The sequence below is a fragment of the Nocardioides potassii genome (assembly GCF_021648885.1).
Taxonomy (GTDB): Bacteria; Actinomycetota; Actinomycetes; order Propionibacteriales; family Nocardioidaceae; genus Nocardioides; species Nocardioides potassii.
On the sequence record NZ_JAKJHZ010000011.1, the window covers coordinates 146881 to 160526 of the forward strand.

The 13646-nt window shown below is 71.1% G+C and carries 11 protein-coding genes; 3 read left to right on the top strand and 8 right to left on the bottom strand.

The features are described from left to right. Positions 1-25 precede the first annotated feature (25 nt). Both L2K70_RS18995 and L2K70_RS19000 read right to left on the bottom strand, forming a co-directional pair. A complete protein-coding gene (locus L2K70_RS18995; protein WP_236404877.1) occupies positions 26-2056 on the bottom strand; it encodes an ethylmalonyl-CoA mutase in 2031 nt (676 codons plus the stop codon). Between the two features lie 66 nt (positions 2057-2122). Beyond that, positions 2123-2431: an STAS domain-containing protein gene (locus L2K70_RS19000; protein ID WP_236404878.1), complete on the bottom strand. Its 309-nt coding sequence runs from the start codon at positions 2429-2431 to the stop codon at positions 2123-2125. 167 nt (positions 2432-2598) lie between these two features. Between L2K70_RS19000 and L2K70_RS19005 the strand changes: the two genes are divergently transcribed. Next, complete coding sequence (locus tag L2K70_RS19005; protein WP_236404879.1) at positions 2599-3171, top strand: cob(I)yrinic acid a,c-diamide adenosyltransferase; 573 nt, start codon at positions 2599-2601, stop codon at positions 3169-3171. Positions 3172-3241: 70 nt separating this feature from the next. Beyond that, positions 3242-6406 carry an SNF2-related protein gene (locus tag L2K70_RS19010; protein ID WP_236404880.1) on the top strand — a complete coding sequence of 1055 codons (3165 nt, stop codon included), beginning with the start codon at positions 3242-3244 and terminating at the stop codon, positions 6404-6406. A gap of 15 nt (positions 6407-6421) precedes the next feature. On the opposite strand, the gene L2K70_RS19015 is transcribed toward L2K70_RS19010, so the two are convergent. Beyond that, positions 6422-7588: an MFS transporter gene (locus tag L2K70_RS19015; RefSeq protein ID WP_236404881.1), complete on the bottom strand. Its 1167-nt coding sequence runs from the start codon at positions 7586-7588 to the stop codon at positions 6422-6424. 76 nt (positions 7589-7664) lie between these two features. Between L2K70_RS19015 and L2K70_RS19020 the strand changes: the two genes are divergently transcribed. Next, positions 7665-8660: a LacI family DNA-binding transcriptional regulator gene (locus L2K70_RS19020; protein ID WP_236404882.1), complete on the top strand. Its 996-nt coding sequence runs from the start codon at positions 7665-7667 to the stop codon at positions 8658-8660. A 7-nt stretch (positions 8661-8667) separates the two neighbouring features. Here L2K70_RS19020 and L2K70_RS19025 read toward each other — a convergent pair whose 3' ends face one another. The 5 genes from L2K70_RS19025 to atpA all read right to left on the bottom strand — a co-directional run bounded on the left by L2K70_RS19025 (position 8668) and on the right by atpA (position 13612). Beyond that, a complete protein-coding gene (locus L2K70_RS19025) occupies positions 8668-9111 on the bottom strand; it encodes a DUF2550 domain-containing protein (RefSeq protein WP_236404883.1) in 444 nt (147 codons plus the stop codon). A gap of 89 nt (positions 9112-9200) precedes the next feature. Next, positions 9201-9605: a F0F1 ATP synthase subunit epsilon gene (locus L2K70_RS19030; protein WP_236404885.1), complete on the bottom strand. Its 405-nt coding sequence runs from the start codon at positions 9603-9605 to the stop codon at positions 9201-9203. After that, a complete protein-coding gene (gene atpD / locus L2K70_RS19035) occupies positions 9605-11062 on the bottom strand; it encodes a F0F1 ATP synthase subunit beta (RefSeq protein ID WP_236404887.1) in 1458 nt (485 codons plus the stop codon). Before atpD ends, L2K70_RS19030 begins: the two co-directional genes overlap by 1 nt. Positions 11063-11065: 3 nt before the next feature. Then, on the bottom strand, positions 11066-11968 hold the full coding sequence (locus tag L2K70_RS19040) for a F0F1 ATP synthase subunit gamma (RefSeq protein WP_236404889.1): 903 nt from the start codon (positions 11966-11968) through the stop codon (positions 11066-11068). Positions 11969-11971: 3 nt separating this feature from the next. Then, complete coding sequence (gene atpA / locus L2K70_RS19045; protein ID WP_236404890.1) at positions 11972-13612, bottom strand: F0F1 ATP synthase subunit alpha; 1641 nt, start codon at positions 13610-13612, stop codon at positions 11972-11974. Between the last annotated feature and the right edge of the window lie 34 nt (positions 13613-13646).

The following is a 13646-nucleotide window of genomic DNA, read 5'->3' on the forward strand; positions in this document are numbered from 1 at the left end:
TGCCAGTCAGGGTCGACGCGCCGGCTCAGTCGAGGTCGTTGGCCTTGCGGATCACGTCGACGAACCCGCCCATGATCTCGGTGAGTCCGAAGTCCTTGGGCGTGTACACCGCGGCGACACCCCGCTCGACGAGTGCCCTGGCGTCCGAGGACGGGATGATCCCGCCGACGATCACCGGGACGTCCCCGAGCCCGGCCGCCTCGAGGCCGTCGAGGACGTCGGGCACGAGCTCCATGTGGGAGCCGGAGAGGATCGAGAGACCGACGAGGTGCACGTCCTCGGCGACGGCGGCCGCGACGATCTGGTCGGGCGTGAGCCGGATGCCCTGGTAGATCACCTCGAAGCCCGCGTCGCGGGCACGGACGGCGACCTGCTCGGCACCGTTGGAGTGTCCGTCGAGACCGGGCTTGCCGACGAGGACGCGCAGCCGCCCGCCGAGCTCCTCACCGGTGGCCCTGACGCGCTCCCGTACGGCGCTCAGCTCGGCGCCGGCCTCGGCCACACCGACGGCGCCCGTGACGCCCGTGGGAGCGCGGAACTCGCCGAACACCTCACGCAGCGCACCGGCCCACTCCCCCGTGGTCGCGCCGGCGCGTGCCGCGACGAGGGTCGGCCCGACCAGGTTGGCGTCGGTCTTGGCGGCCTCCTGCAGCGCGGCGAGGGCCTCCGCGACCTCGGCCTCGTCGCGCTGGGCCTTCCAGGCCGCGAGCGAGTCGAGCGCGGACTGCTCGGCAGCCGGGTCGGCGGCCATGATCGCGGAGTCGAGGTCCGCGGTCAGCGGCGACGGCTCGGTGGTCTCGTACCGGTTGACCCCGACGATGACCTCCTCGCCCGACTCGATCCGCGCGCGACGGGCGGCGTGGGCGGAGACCAGCGCCTCCTTCATGTAGCCGGACTCGACGGCGGCGATCGCGCCGCCCATGGCCTGCACGCGGTCGATCTCGGCCTTCGCACCGGCGACCAGCTCGGCGACCTTGGCCTCGATCACGTGGCTGCCGGCGAAGATGTCGTCGTACTCCAGCAGGTCCGACTCGAACGCCAGCACCTGCTGCAGGCGCAGCGACCACTGCTGGTCCCACGGCCGCGGCAGGCCGAGCGCCTCGTTCCAGGCGGGCAGCTGCACCGCGCGCGCCCGGGCGTCCTTCGACAGCGTCACGCCGAGCATCTCGAGCACGATCCGCTGGACGTTGTTCTCCGGCTGGGCCTCGGTGAGGCCGAGCGAGTTGACCTGGACGCCGTAGCGGAAGCGCCGCATCTTCTCGTCCTGCACGCCGTAGCGCTCGCGGGTGATCTCGTCCCACAGCTGCACGAAGGCCCGCATCTTGCAGGTCTCCTCGATGAAGCGGACGCCCGCGTTGACGAAGAACGAGATCCGGCCGACGACCTTCTCGAAGTCTTCCTCGGACACCTGGCCGCTGTTCCTCACCTCGTCGAGGACTGCGATGGCGGTGCACAGCGCGTAGGCGAGCTCCTGCACCGGCGTCGCGCCGGCCTCCTGCAGGTGGTAGCTGCAGATGTTGATCGGGTTCCACTTCGGGATCTCGTGGACCGTGTAGGCGATCATGTCGCTGATCAGGCGGAGCGAGTGCTGCGGGCCGAAGACGTAGGTCCCCCGCGACAGGTACTCCTTGATGATGTCGTTCTGCGTGGTCCCGGCGAGCAGGTGCGCGACCTCGCTCGGCTCGAGGTCGGGGTTCTGCTCCTCGGCGACGACCTGGTACATCGCGAGCAGCCACATCGCGGTCGCGTTGATCGTCATCGAGGTGTTCATCTCGGTGAGCGGGATGTCGGCGAAGAGCTTGCGCATCTCGCCGAGGTGCGGGACGGGTACGCCGACCTTGCCCACCTCGCCGCGGCTGAGCGGGCTGTCGGGGTCGTAGCCGGTCTGCGTGGGTAGGTCGAAGGCGACGCTGAGGCCGGTCTGCCCCTTGGCCAGGTTGGTCCGGTAGAGCGCGTTGGACGCCTCGGCCGTGGAGTGCCCGGCGTAGGTGCGCATCACCCAGGGACGGTCCTTCGCGGGCCGCTCGGTGCTCGTGGCGCCGTCAGAGTCGCTCATGGCGACAGGGTAGGGCGGTGGTTACCCGCCAGTCAGCGGCGTGTGACAAGTGCCTCAGAGCGCTGGTCAGGCGGTCGCGGCGGCCCGCTCGACCTCGATGGCGTGGGCGAGCCGGGCGAGGTGGGCCATCCGGCGCACGGCGGGGCCGGGGTTGCGGATCGTCAGGTGGTGCCCGTGCAGCCACGCATGACGGGTGGCGACCGCCAGCAGGCGTAGCGCGGTGACGTCGATCGTGGTCACGTGGGTCATGTCGACGACGACCTCGTCGTCGGGCCCGTCGAGGACCGCGTAGATCGCCGTACGTACTTCCCACGTGCTGCGGACGTCGAAGGCGCCGTGCAGGACCAGCGTGGGTCCGTCCGAGATGATGTCCATCGGGTGCTCCTCCCGACGTCCCCCGACGTCGCTTCGTGACCTGTGTCACTCCTACGACGCTGTTGTACCCGCCCGGGTTGCATCCATGCCGGAACTCGTCGGCGAGTTGCGGGGATTCGTCACACCAGCCCCACCCGTCACGCCGCGCGCGGACTAGGCTCCGCTCCATGGTCAACCTGACGCGCATCTACACCCGCACCGGCGACGCCGGGCGCACCCGGCTCGGCGACATGAGCGAGACCTCGAAGACCGATCTGCGCCTCGAGGCCTACGCGACCGTCGACGAGGCCAACGCTCACCTCGGAGTCGCCCTCGCGCAGGGCGACCTGGCCGACGACGTGGTCTCGGTGCTGACCCGCGTGCAGAACGACCTCTTCGACGTCGGTGCCGACTTCTGCACCCCGGTGGTGCCGGACCCGGAGTACCCGCCGCTCCGCATCGAGCAGGCCTACGTCGACCGCCTCGAGGCGTGGTGCGACCAGTACAACGAGGAGCTGCCGGCGCTGCGGTCGTTCATCCTCAACGGCGGTACCCCGGGCGCCGCCCACCTCCACGTCGCCCGCACCGTCGTACGACGTGCGGAGCGGGCCGGCTGGGCCGCCTGGGCCGAGCACGAGGAGTCGATGAACCTCCTCGCGATCACCTACCTGAACCGCCTCTCCGACCTCCTCTTCATCCTGGCCCGCCACGCGAACCGCGAGAACGGCGACGTGCTCTGGGTGCCGGGCGGCGAGCGCTAGCAGCTGCGTCGCCGCACCTGTGGACGAGCGCCCCGCGATGTCGGGGCCGGGTGCCACGATGGGCGGCGACATGGACGGCATCCGGGACGCCCTCACCGACGACTACCTCGCCGAGTTCTTCGACGACGGTGCGCTCGTCCGCGGCCGGGCGTGCGTGGACTCCGTCCACGCGCTCGAGGTGGTCCACGAGACCGACAGCAGTCTCACCGCCACGGCACTGGTGGAAGGGACGGCGCAGCAGCCCTACCGGGTGCAGCTCCACGCCGAGGTCGAGGATAGCGGCGACTGGGTGTTCAGCGCCTGCACCTGCCCGGTCGCGCGGATGTGCAAGCACGGCGCAGCCGTCGCGCTGAGCCTGCGGGCCCCGGCAGTCCCGTCCGCACCCCGTCCGGAGGACGTCGCCGCCTGGCGGCACCAGCTCGGCCGGCTCGTCGGTGACGTCGAGGCGCGGGCCCGCTCCACCCTCGCCGGTCAGCAGCTCGGCCTGGAGGTCTCGCGCAAGGCCGCGTCGCGGTGGTCGCGCAGCACGGCCGGCGACCTGTCGATGCGACCCGTGCGCCCCGGGGCGCGGCGCGGCTGGGCCCGCAGCGGCGCCGACTGGAGCGACCTCGTCGGACCCGTCGCGCGATCCCGGTTCGTCCCGGCCCAGGTCGAGGCACTGCAGGCGTTGCACCGCGGCCTCGTCTCGCGGCACACCTACTTCGTGGCCGGGGCCGCCTCCCAGCTGGAGGACTACGGCGACCGGCTCGTCCCCGCAGTCCGCGCGGCCGTCGCCGCGGGCGTCACCCTCGTCCCGGGCGCGGGCGTCGCGTCCGTCGCGGTGGCCGACGATCCCGCCGAGGTCGTCGCCGACCTGGCCGAGGTGGAGGGACGGCCGACACTCACGGTCGAGGTCCGGGCCGCGGGACGCGCCTGGCGCGGAGGCGAGGTGGTCCCGGTGGGGCGGCCCGCGACGTCGGTCGCCCTGGTCGACGGCGAGGACGTGCTCCTCGCCGAGCTCGACCGACCGTGCCCCGACCCCGTGGTCGACCTGCTCCTGGCGCCGCCGGTGACGGCGCCGTCCGAGGACCGCGAGGCCTTCCTCGACGCGCTCGCCCGCGCTGGCCGCCAGCTCCGGATCGAGTCGTCCGACGAGTCGCTGGCACTTCCCCCGCCCGCCCGTCCTCGGCTCGTCCTCGACGTCACCTGGCAGTCCTCCACCCGGGCCGACCTCGACTGGCAGTGGGCCTACGGCGACCACCGCGTCCAGGTGGGCGGGGGCGACCCGCTCGGCGGCCTCCGCGACCCCGAGGTCGAGGGCTCCATCCTCGCGACGGTGCCGAACGGGCTGCTCGGCGACACGACGCTCACCGACGGCGACGCCCTCGCGCTCGCCCTCCACGACCTGCCCCACCTGCGCACGTTGGCCGACGTCGACGTGGTGGAGCACGCTCCGCCCGACTTCCGGGAGTCCGTGGGAGATCCCGAGGTGTCGTTCGTGCTGGCCGACGCCCCGCCCGGCCAGACCGACTGGCTCGACCTCGAGGTGCTGGTGACCATCGACGGCGAGCAGGTCCCGCTACCCGTCGTGCTGGCGGCGCTCACGCGTGAGGAGGAGTTCCTCGTGCTGCCGAGCGGCACCTACGTCTCCCTCGCCCGGCCCGAGCTGGACCGGCTGCGAGAGGTCGTGGCGCTGGCCGCCGACCTGCGCGAGTCCCGTGACGGCCGGCTGCGTGTCGGCACCGGCGACCTGGGCGTCTGGGCCGAGCTCGCGGACATCGGGGTCGTCGACTCCCGGGCATCGGAGTGGGTGGAGCGCGCCGTCGCGCTGCGCGACCTCGACGAGCTGCCGCGCCCGCCCGTCCCGGACGGGGTGCTGACGACCCTGCGGCCCTACCAGCTCGAGGGGTACTGGTGGTTGGCGTTCCTCCAGCAGCACGGCCTCGGCGGGGTGCTCGCCGACGACATGGGCCTCGGCAAGACCCTGCAGGTGCTGTCCCTCGTCCAGCGCGCCGTCGACACCGGTGGCACGGACCCGTTCCTCGTCGTGGCGCCCACTAGCGTCGTGACCGCGTGGCGCCAGCAGGCGGTCACCCACACGCCGGGCCTACGTGTGGGCGTCGTACGGCGTCGCACCGACGACGTGGCGGCGATCGCCGCGACCCACGACGTCGTGGTCACCACCTACGCGATGTTGCGGCTCGAGAGCGCCCAGTTCTCCTCGCGGCACTGGGGCGGACTCGTCCTCGACGAGGCGCAGCAGGTCAAGAACCACCAGGGCAAGACCTACGCCGCTGCTCGTGCGATCGACGCCGACTTCCGGCTGGCCGTCACCGGCACGCCGTTCGAGAACCGGCTGATGGAGCTGTGGGCGCTGCTCTCCCTGGTCGCGCCCGGCCTCTACCCGACGCCGCGCCGCTTCCGCGAGCTCGTCGTCGGACCGGTCGAGAAGGAGGGTGACGAGGCGGCGCTGCGCCGCTTCACCGCTCGCGTCCGGCCGTTCATGCTGCGGCGCACCAAGGAGCTGGTGGCCGCCGAGCTGCCGCCCAAGCAGGAGCAGGTGCTCGACGTCGAGCTCGACCCGCGGCACCGGCGGATCTACGACACCCACCTTGCCCGCGAGCGGCAGAAGATCCTCGGCCTGGTCGAGGACTTCGACCGCAACCGCGTCGCGATCTTCTCCGCCCTCACGCGGCTGCGGCAGCTCGCGCTCGACCCGGCACTGGTCGACGAGGAGCACGACCGCGTGGCCTCGGCCAAGACCGAGGTGCTCGCCGAGCACCTCGCAGAGATCACGGCCGAGGGTCACCGCTCCCTCGTGTTCAGCACCTTCACGTCGTTCCTCCGCCGGGTCCGCGACCGCCTCACGGACGACGGCATCGCGACGGTCTACCTCGACGGGACGACCCGGGACCGCGAGACCGTGATCGAGGCGTTCCGCGGCGGTGCCGCCCCGGTGTTCCTCATCAGCCTGAAGGCCGGCGGGACCGGCCTGACCCTCACCGAGGCCGACTACGTCTTCCTCCTCGACCCCTGGTGGAACCCCGCGGCCGAGGCCCAGGCCGTCGACCGCGCGCACCGCATCGGACAGGACAAGCGCGTGCACGTCTACCGGCTCGTCGCGACCGACACCATCGAGGAGAAGGTGATGGCGCTCAAGGCCCGCAAGGCGGAGCTGTTCGCCAAGGTCGTCGACGGCGGCGGCACCACGGCGACCGGGATCACGGCGGACGACATCCGCGGTCTCTTCGACTGACCTGACGACCGGCGTTCAGCGCGACGCGACGGGCTCTCGCTGCTCACGCGCCGACGGCACGACAAGCGCGGCCGGCATCAGCAGCACGGCGACCACGAGGAGCGCCTTGAGGGTGCCGACCTGGTCGCCGACGAAGCCGAGGAACGGCGGACCGGCGAGGAAGGCGGCGTAGCCGATCGTCGACACGACGCTCACGCGTGACGCCGCGCGCAGCGGGTCGTCGGCCGCCGCGCTCATCCCGACCGGGAAGCCCAGCGAGGCTCCGACGCCCCAGAGCACGATGCCCAGCACGACCAGCGCGGGGGCCTCGGCGAAGACGATCAGCAGCACCCCGAGCCCGGCGAGGGCCATGGTCCCCCACAGCACGACCACCCGACCGAAGCGGTCGATGAGTCCCGTCCCGGCGATCCGACCCGCGGTCATGGAGGCGACGAAGACCGCGAAGCCGGCGACTCCCGTCGCGTGCGACACGTCGTGGCCGTCGACGAGCGCGACGGCGAGCCAGTCGTTGGCCGTGCCCTCGGTCATCGCCAGCGCGAGCACCATGACCCCGATGAGCAGCGTGCGCGGCTCCAGCCACGCCCGCGCGGCCGACGTGCGCTCCTCGTCCTCGTGGCGCTCGGGCACCGGGAGGAACGACGGCGACGAGCGGTGGACGAGCACGATCGACAGCACGACGATGCCGACGAGGTGCGCCAGCGCCGGCACGCCGAGCTCGATCAGGACCACCCCGAGCAGCGCTCCGACGACCGTCCCGAGGCTGAAGCCGGCGTGGAAGCGCGGCATGATCGTCCGGTTCAGGCCCCGCTCCACCTCGGCGGCCTCGACGTTCATCGCGACGTCCCACACCCCGATGCCGAGGCCGTAGAGGAAGAGCCCGGCCACCGTGACCGCGAGGACGTGACCGAGCCCGAGCGCGGCGGCGAGCATGCCCACCGTCGCCACGGCGGCACCGAGGCGCACGATCCGCACCGTGCCCAGGGCGTCGATCGCCGCACCGCTGGTCGGCAGCGCCAGCACGGAGCCCACCGCGATCGCGAGCAGGACGAGGCCGAGCTGGCCGTTGGAGAGGTCGAAGCTCGAGCGCACCTCGGGGATCCGCGAGACCCAGCTGGAGAAGACCAGGCCGTTGAGGAAGAACGTCAGGCCGACGGCGTTGCGAGCGGCGGTGAGGGTGGGCACGGCACTCCTGTGACGGGCTTCGCCACCAGGTGGCGAAACGTTTCGATCGAATCGTTTCGATGGTAGCCTCTCCTCCGTGCCCGGTCCAGTCGAGACGTCCCCCGCCCCGTCGGACCGAGCCCCGACGATGGCCGACGTCGCCGCCCGGGCGGGGGTCTCCCTCTCGACGGCCTCGCTCGCCTTCTCCGGCAACAAGCCCGTCTCCCCCGCGACCCGCGAGCGCGTGCTCGCCGCGGCGGCCTCGCTGGGCTACGCCGGCCCCAACCCGCTCGCCAGCAACCTGCGCCGCGGGCGCAGCGGGGTGGTCGGCATCGCCGTGGGCCGGCTGAGCACCGCCTTCCGCGACCCGGCAGCACTGCCGATGGTCGACGCGGTGTCCGACGTCCTCGACGCGGCCGGCTTCGGGCTGCTGCTGATGGGCGACGACGCCGAGCACGCCCGCCTCCCCCTCGACGCCGTCATCTACGACATCTGCGGACGCGAGACCTGGACGTCGTACGACGACCTGGTGGCCCGCGACGTGCCGATGGTCGTCGTCGAGGGTCCCGCGTGGCCCGGCACGACCCTCATCGACATCGACCACCGCGGCGGGGCGCGGGCGCTCGCCCGGCACCTCCACGACCTGGGACATCGCCGCGTCGCGACCCTGATGCTCGAGCCGTCGCACCCGCAGCGCGAACGGGAGGCCGGCCTGCGCGAGGTCTTCCCGGACGCGGAGGTCGTGGGCTCGTGCGCGAGCGACCACGACGCGGCCCAGGCCATCGTCTCCGACTACCTGGCGGCCGAGCCGGACGTGACCGCGATCGTGTGCCAGAGCGACGTGCAGGCCGCGGCTGTCGTCGTGGAGGCGCGCCGCCGGGGGCTCGACGTGCCGGGCGACCTCAGCGTCGGCGGCTTCGACGGCATCACCACGCCGTGGCTCGACCTCGAGCTCACCACGGTCGAGCAGCCGCTGGCCGACAAGGGCCGCGCCACCGCGGAGGCGGTGCTGGCCCGGATCGCGGGAGAGCCGGCCCACGACGTCGTGCTCCCCGTGGTCCTCCGCGTGGGCGGCTCGACCGGACCGGCGTGATCGGGGTCTAGCGCCGGTTCCAGTCGGTGCCGGGCGGACCCGACTCCAGCCACGACTGGAAACCCGTGAGCGAGGCCTCGCTCATCGCGAGCTCCAACGGCTCTCCGTCGTAGTGGCACGACGCCACCACGTGGCCGTCGTACAGCGACATCTCCTCGGTCCCAGCCGGCGCGCGTCGACCCGAGTACTCGAGCAGCTCACGCGCCCACACCCGCTTGGGCCGCGGCGACAGCGAGAAGATCCGGAACCACTCGAGGGACTGGCCCGAGTAGCGCCCGACACCGAGCAGCCAGCCGCGACCGGGGTGCGCGGCCCGCACGCGGTAGCTCAGCTCGAAGGTGCCGCCGTGGCGGGCCAGCACGCGTCGACGGACGATGAGGGAGATGCCGTAGAGCAGCGCGAGCAGGAGCAAGAGCCCGACGATGTCGAGCGCCCATTCCCAGGCCGGCATCCATTCTCCTCACGAGGCCCCACGAAACAGATGAGCGCACGAACCCGGAGGTTCGTGCGCTCACCCTAGCGGTCGTGCGGACGGCGTCCTCAGGAAGCCCGCTCCGCGGCCCGGACCCGGGCCTCGGCGCGGCGGACCTTCTCCTGTGCCTCGTCGTCGTTCTCGCCGGCCTGCTTGCACCGCTCGAGCTCGGCCCGGGCCTGCTCGAGGTCGATCTCGTGCGACATCTCGGCCCGCTCGGACAGGATCGAGACGCGGTTGTCGGCCACCGACAGGAAGCCGGCGTCGACGGCCGCGATCCAGGTCTCGCCCTCCACCGTCTGGACGTCCACGACGCCCTCGATGATCGAGGACAGCAGCGGAGCGTGGTTCGGCAGGATGCCGACGTCGCCCTCGGTCGTGCGGGCGATGACCATGGTGGCCTGGCCCGACCAGACGAGCCGGTCGGCGGCGACCAGCTCGACCTGGAGGACCGCGTCGGTGGTCTCGGCCATCAGAGGCTCTTCTGGATCTCGGCCCACTTCTGCTCGACGTCGTCCAGACCGCCGCACATGAAGAAGGCCTGCTCGGCCACGTGGTCGTACTCGCCGTCGGCGATCTTGTTGAACGCCTCGATGGTGTCGGCCACCGGGACGGTCGAACCCTCGATGCCGGTGAACTGCTTGGCGACGTAGGTGTTCTGCGACAGGAAGCGCTGGATGCGGCGCGCCCGCGAGACGATGATGCGGTCCTCCTCGGACAGCTCGTCGACACCGAGGATCGCGATGATGTCCTGGAGCTCCTTGTTGCGCTGGAGGATCTGCTTGACCCGCACTGCGCAGCGGTAGTGCTCGTCCCCGATGTACTGCGGGTCGAGGATGCGGGAGGTCGACGTCAGCGGGTCCACGGCCGGGTAGATGCCGAGCGAGGCGATCTCGCGGGACAGCTCGGTCGTGGCGTCCAGGTGGGCGAACGTCGTGGCCGGGGCCGGGTCGGTGTAGTCGTCGGCGGGCACGTAGATCGCCTGGAGCGACGTGATCGAGTGACCACGCGTCGAGGTGATGCGCTCCTGCAGCTGACCCATCTCGTCGGCCAGGTTGGGCTGGTAGCCCACCGCGGACGGCATGCGGCCGAGCAGCGTGGAGACCTCCGAGCCGGCCTGGGTGAAGCGGAAGATGTTGTCGATGAAGAGCAGCACGTCCTGCTTCTGCACGTCGCGGAAGTACTCCGCCATCGTCAGGGCCGACAGGGCGACGCGCAGGCGCGTGCCCGGCGGCTCGTCCATCTGGCCGAAGACGAGGGCGGTCTGCCCGAGGACGCCGGCCTCCTCCATCTCGACGATGAGGTCGTTGCCCTCGCGGGTGCGCTCGCCGACACCGGCGAACACCGACACGCCGCCGTGGTCCTTGGCGACTCGCGCGATCATCTCCTGGATCAGCACGGTCTTGCCGACGCCGGCACCACCGAACAGGCCGATCTTGCCGCCCTGCACGTAGGGGGTGAGCAGGTCGATGACCTTGATGCCGGTCTCGAACATCTGGGTCTTGGACTCCAGCTGGTCGAAGGCCGGCGCCTTGCGGTGGATGCCCCAGCGCTCGGCGGGCTCGAAGGTCTCGCCCTCCTGGAGGTTGAGCACGTCGCCGGTGGTGTTGAACACCTTGCCGAGCGTCGCGTCGCCGACCGGCACGGTGATGGACTCACCGGTGTCGGTCACCTGGCCGCCGCGGACCAGGCCGTCGGTCGGCTTCATCGAGATCGCACGGACCATGCCGTCACCGATGTGCTGGGCGACCTCGAGGATGATGGTGCGGCTCTCACCGCTGAGCGTGAACTCGGCGGTCAGCGCGTTGTAGATCGGCGGCATCGCGTCGGTCGGGAACTCGATGTCCACGACCGGGCCGATGACGCGGGCGATGCGGCCCACGCCGCCGGACGAGGTGGTCTCGGCGGTCTCGTTGATGGTGGCAGTCATGTCTCATTCACTCCCGGCTTGTGCGTCGGCCAGCGCGTTGACGCCACCGACGATCTCGCTGATTTCCTGTGTGATGCCAGCCTGGCGAGCCTGGTTGGCGATGCGCTTGTACTTCTTGATGAGCTCGTCCGCGTTGTCGGTCGCCGACTTCATGGCCTTCTGTCGGGCGGCCAGCTCGGAGGCCGCCGCCTGCAGGAGCGCGAAGAAGATCCGGCTCTGGACGTAGCGCGGCAGCAGGGAGTCGAGGACGTCGCTCGGCGACGGCTCGAACTCGTAGAGCGGCAGCAGGTCGCCCTCCGCGGGCGCCTCGGTGCCCTCGACGACCTCCAGCGGGAGGAGGCGTACGGCGGTGGGCTCCTGGCTGAGCATCGAGCGGAAACGCGTGTAGACCACGTGCACCTCGTCCGCGCCCTCCTCGTCGAGGAAGGTCCGGATCAGCGTGGCGCCGATCTCGGCCGCGACATCGTAGGTCGGCTGGTCGGAGAAGCCCGTCCATGCCTCCACCACGGCGCGCTGGCGGAACTTGAAGTAGGCCTCGCCCTTGCGCCCGGAGACGTAGAGGTCGACCTCCTTGCCCTCGCCCTTGAGCTTCTCGATGAGCCGCTCGGCCTCCTTGAGCACGCTCGAGGAGTAGGCGCCGGCCAGACCGCGGTCGGAGGTGACGATCAGGACCGCCGCCCTCTTCGGGTCCTCCGGCTCCAGCGTCAGCGCGTGGTCGACGTTGGAGAACGTCGCCACGGCCGACACCGCGCGGGTGAGCTCACGGGCGTACGGCGCTGCGGCCTGCGCCCGCTGCTGCGCCTTGATGATGCGGGACGCGGCGATGAGCTCCATCGCGCGCGTGATCTTCTTCATCGACTCCGTCGACCTGATCCGCGCGCGGTACTCGCGTACCGAGACGGCCATGGCTCAACCCCGCTTCTGCTTGACGATCTGCTCCTGCTCGACGTCCTCGTCCTCCAGAGCGACGTGCTCCTCCTTGCCGGCCTTGATGCTCTGGCCGTCGGAGGTCTCGAACTGGTCGAGGAAGGAGTCGTAGGCGGCAGCGAGCTCCTCCTCCGTCGAGTCCTCGAACTTCAAGGTCTCGCGGATGCCGGCGAGGATGCCCTCGTGGCTGCGGCGCAGGTAGTCGAGGAACTCGTTCTCGAAGCGCAGGACGTCCTCGGTCGGGACCTTGTCGAGACGGCCCGACGTGCCGGTCCACAGGGAGACGGTCATCTCCTCGACCGGGTACGGCGAGTACTGCGGCTGCTTGAGCAGGGCCATCAGGCGCTGGCCGCGGTCGAGCTGCTGGCGCGAGGCGGCATCGAGGTCCGAGGCGAACATCGCGAAGGCCTCCATGGCGCGGAACTGCGCCAGGTCGACCTTGAGCGAGCCGGTGACGGCCTTCATGGCCTTCGTCATCGCCGAGCCACCCACGCGCGACACCGAGACACCCACGTCGATGGCGGGGCGCTGGTTGGCCGCGAACAGGTCAGACTGCAGGAAGATCTGGCCGTCGGTGATCGAGATGACGTTGGTCGGGATGAAGGCCGAGACGTCGTTGGCCTTGGTCTCGATGATCGGAAGGCCGGTCATCGAGCCCTTGCCCATCTCGTCGGACAGCTTCGCGCAGCGCTCGAGGAGCCGGCTGTGCAGGTAGAAGACGTCACCCGGGTAGGCCTCGCGACCCGGCGGGCGACGCAGCAGCAGCGACACGGCGCGGTAGGCCTCGGCCTGCTTGGTGAGGTCGTCGAACACGATGAGGACGTGCTTGCCGGCGTACATCCAGTGCTGGCCGATGGCCGAGCCGGTGTAGGGCGCGAGGTACTTGAAGCCCGCGGAGTCGGACGCCGGCGACGCGACGATCGTCGTGTACTCCAGCGCGCCGGCCTCCTCGAGGGCGCCGCGCACCGAGGCGATGGTCGAGCCCTTCTGGCCGATCGCGACGTAGATGCAGCGCACCTGCTTGTCCGGGTCCCCGGACTCCCAGTTCTGCTTCTGGTTGATGATCGTGTCGATGGCGATGGTGCTCTTGCCAGTGGCACGGTCACCGATGATCAGCTGGCGCTGACCGCGCCCGACGGGCGTCAGGGCGTCGATCGCCTTGATTCCGGTGGCGAGCGGCTCGTGCACCGACTTGCGTGCCATCACGCCGGGGGCCTGGAGCTCGAGCGCGCGACGCTCCTCGGACTCGATCTCGCCGAGGCCGTCGATCGGCTGGCCCAGCGGGTCGACCACGCGGCCGAGGTAGCCCTCGCCGACGGGCACCGAGAGGATCTCGCCCGTGCGACGCACGGTCTGGCCCTCCTCGATCTTGTCGAAGTCACCGAGGACCACGACACCGACCTCGCGGGTGTCGAGGTTGAGCGCGAGGCCGAGCGTGCCGTCCTCGAACTCGAGCAGCTCGTTGGCCATGACCGAGGGCAGGCCGGTGACGCGCGCGATGCCGTCGGCGGCCTCGGCGACCGTGCCGACCTCCTCCTTCGTCGCGGAGTCGGGCTTGTAGTCCGACACGAAGCGCTGAAGCGCGTCCCGGATCTCGTCCGGACGGATGGACAGCTCCGTCATTTCATCTCACCTGTTCTCTGGTCTGGCTCTGAGG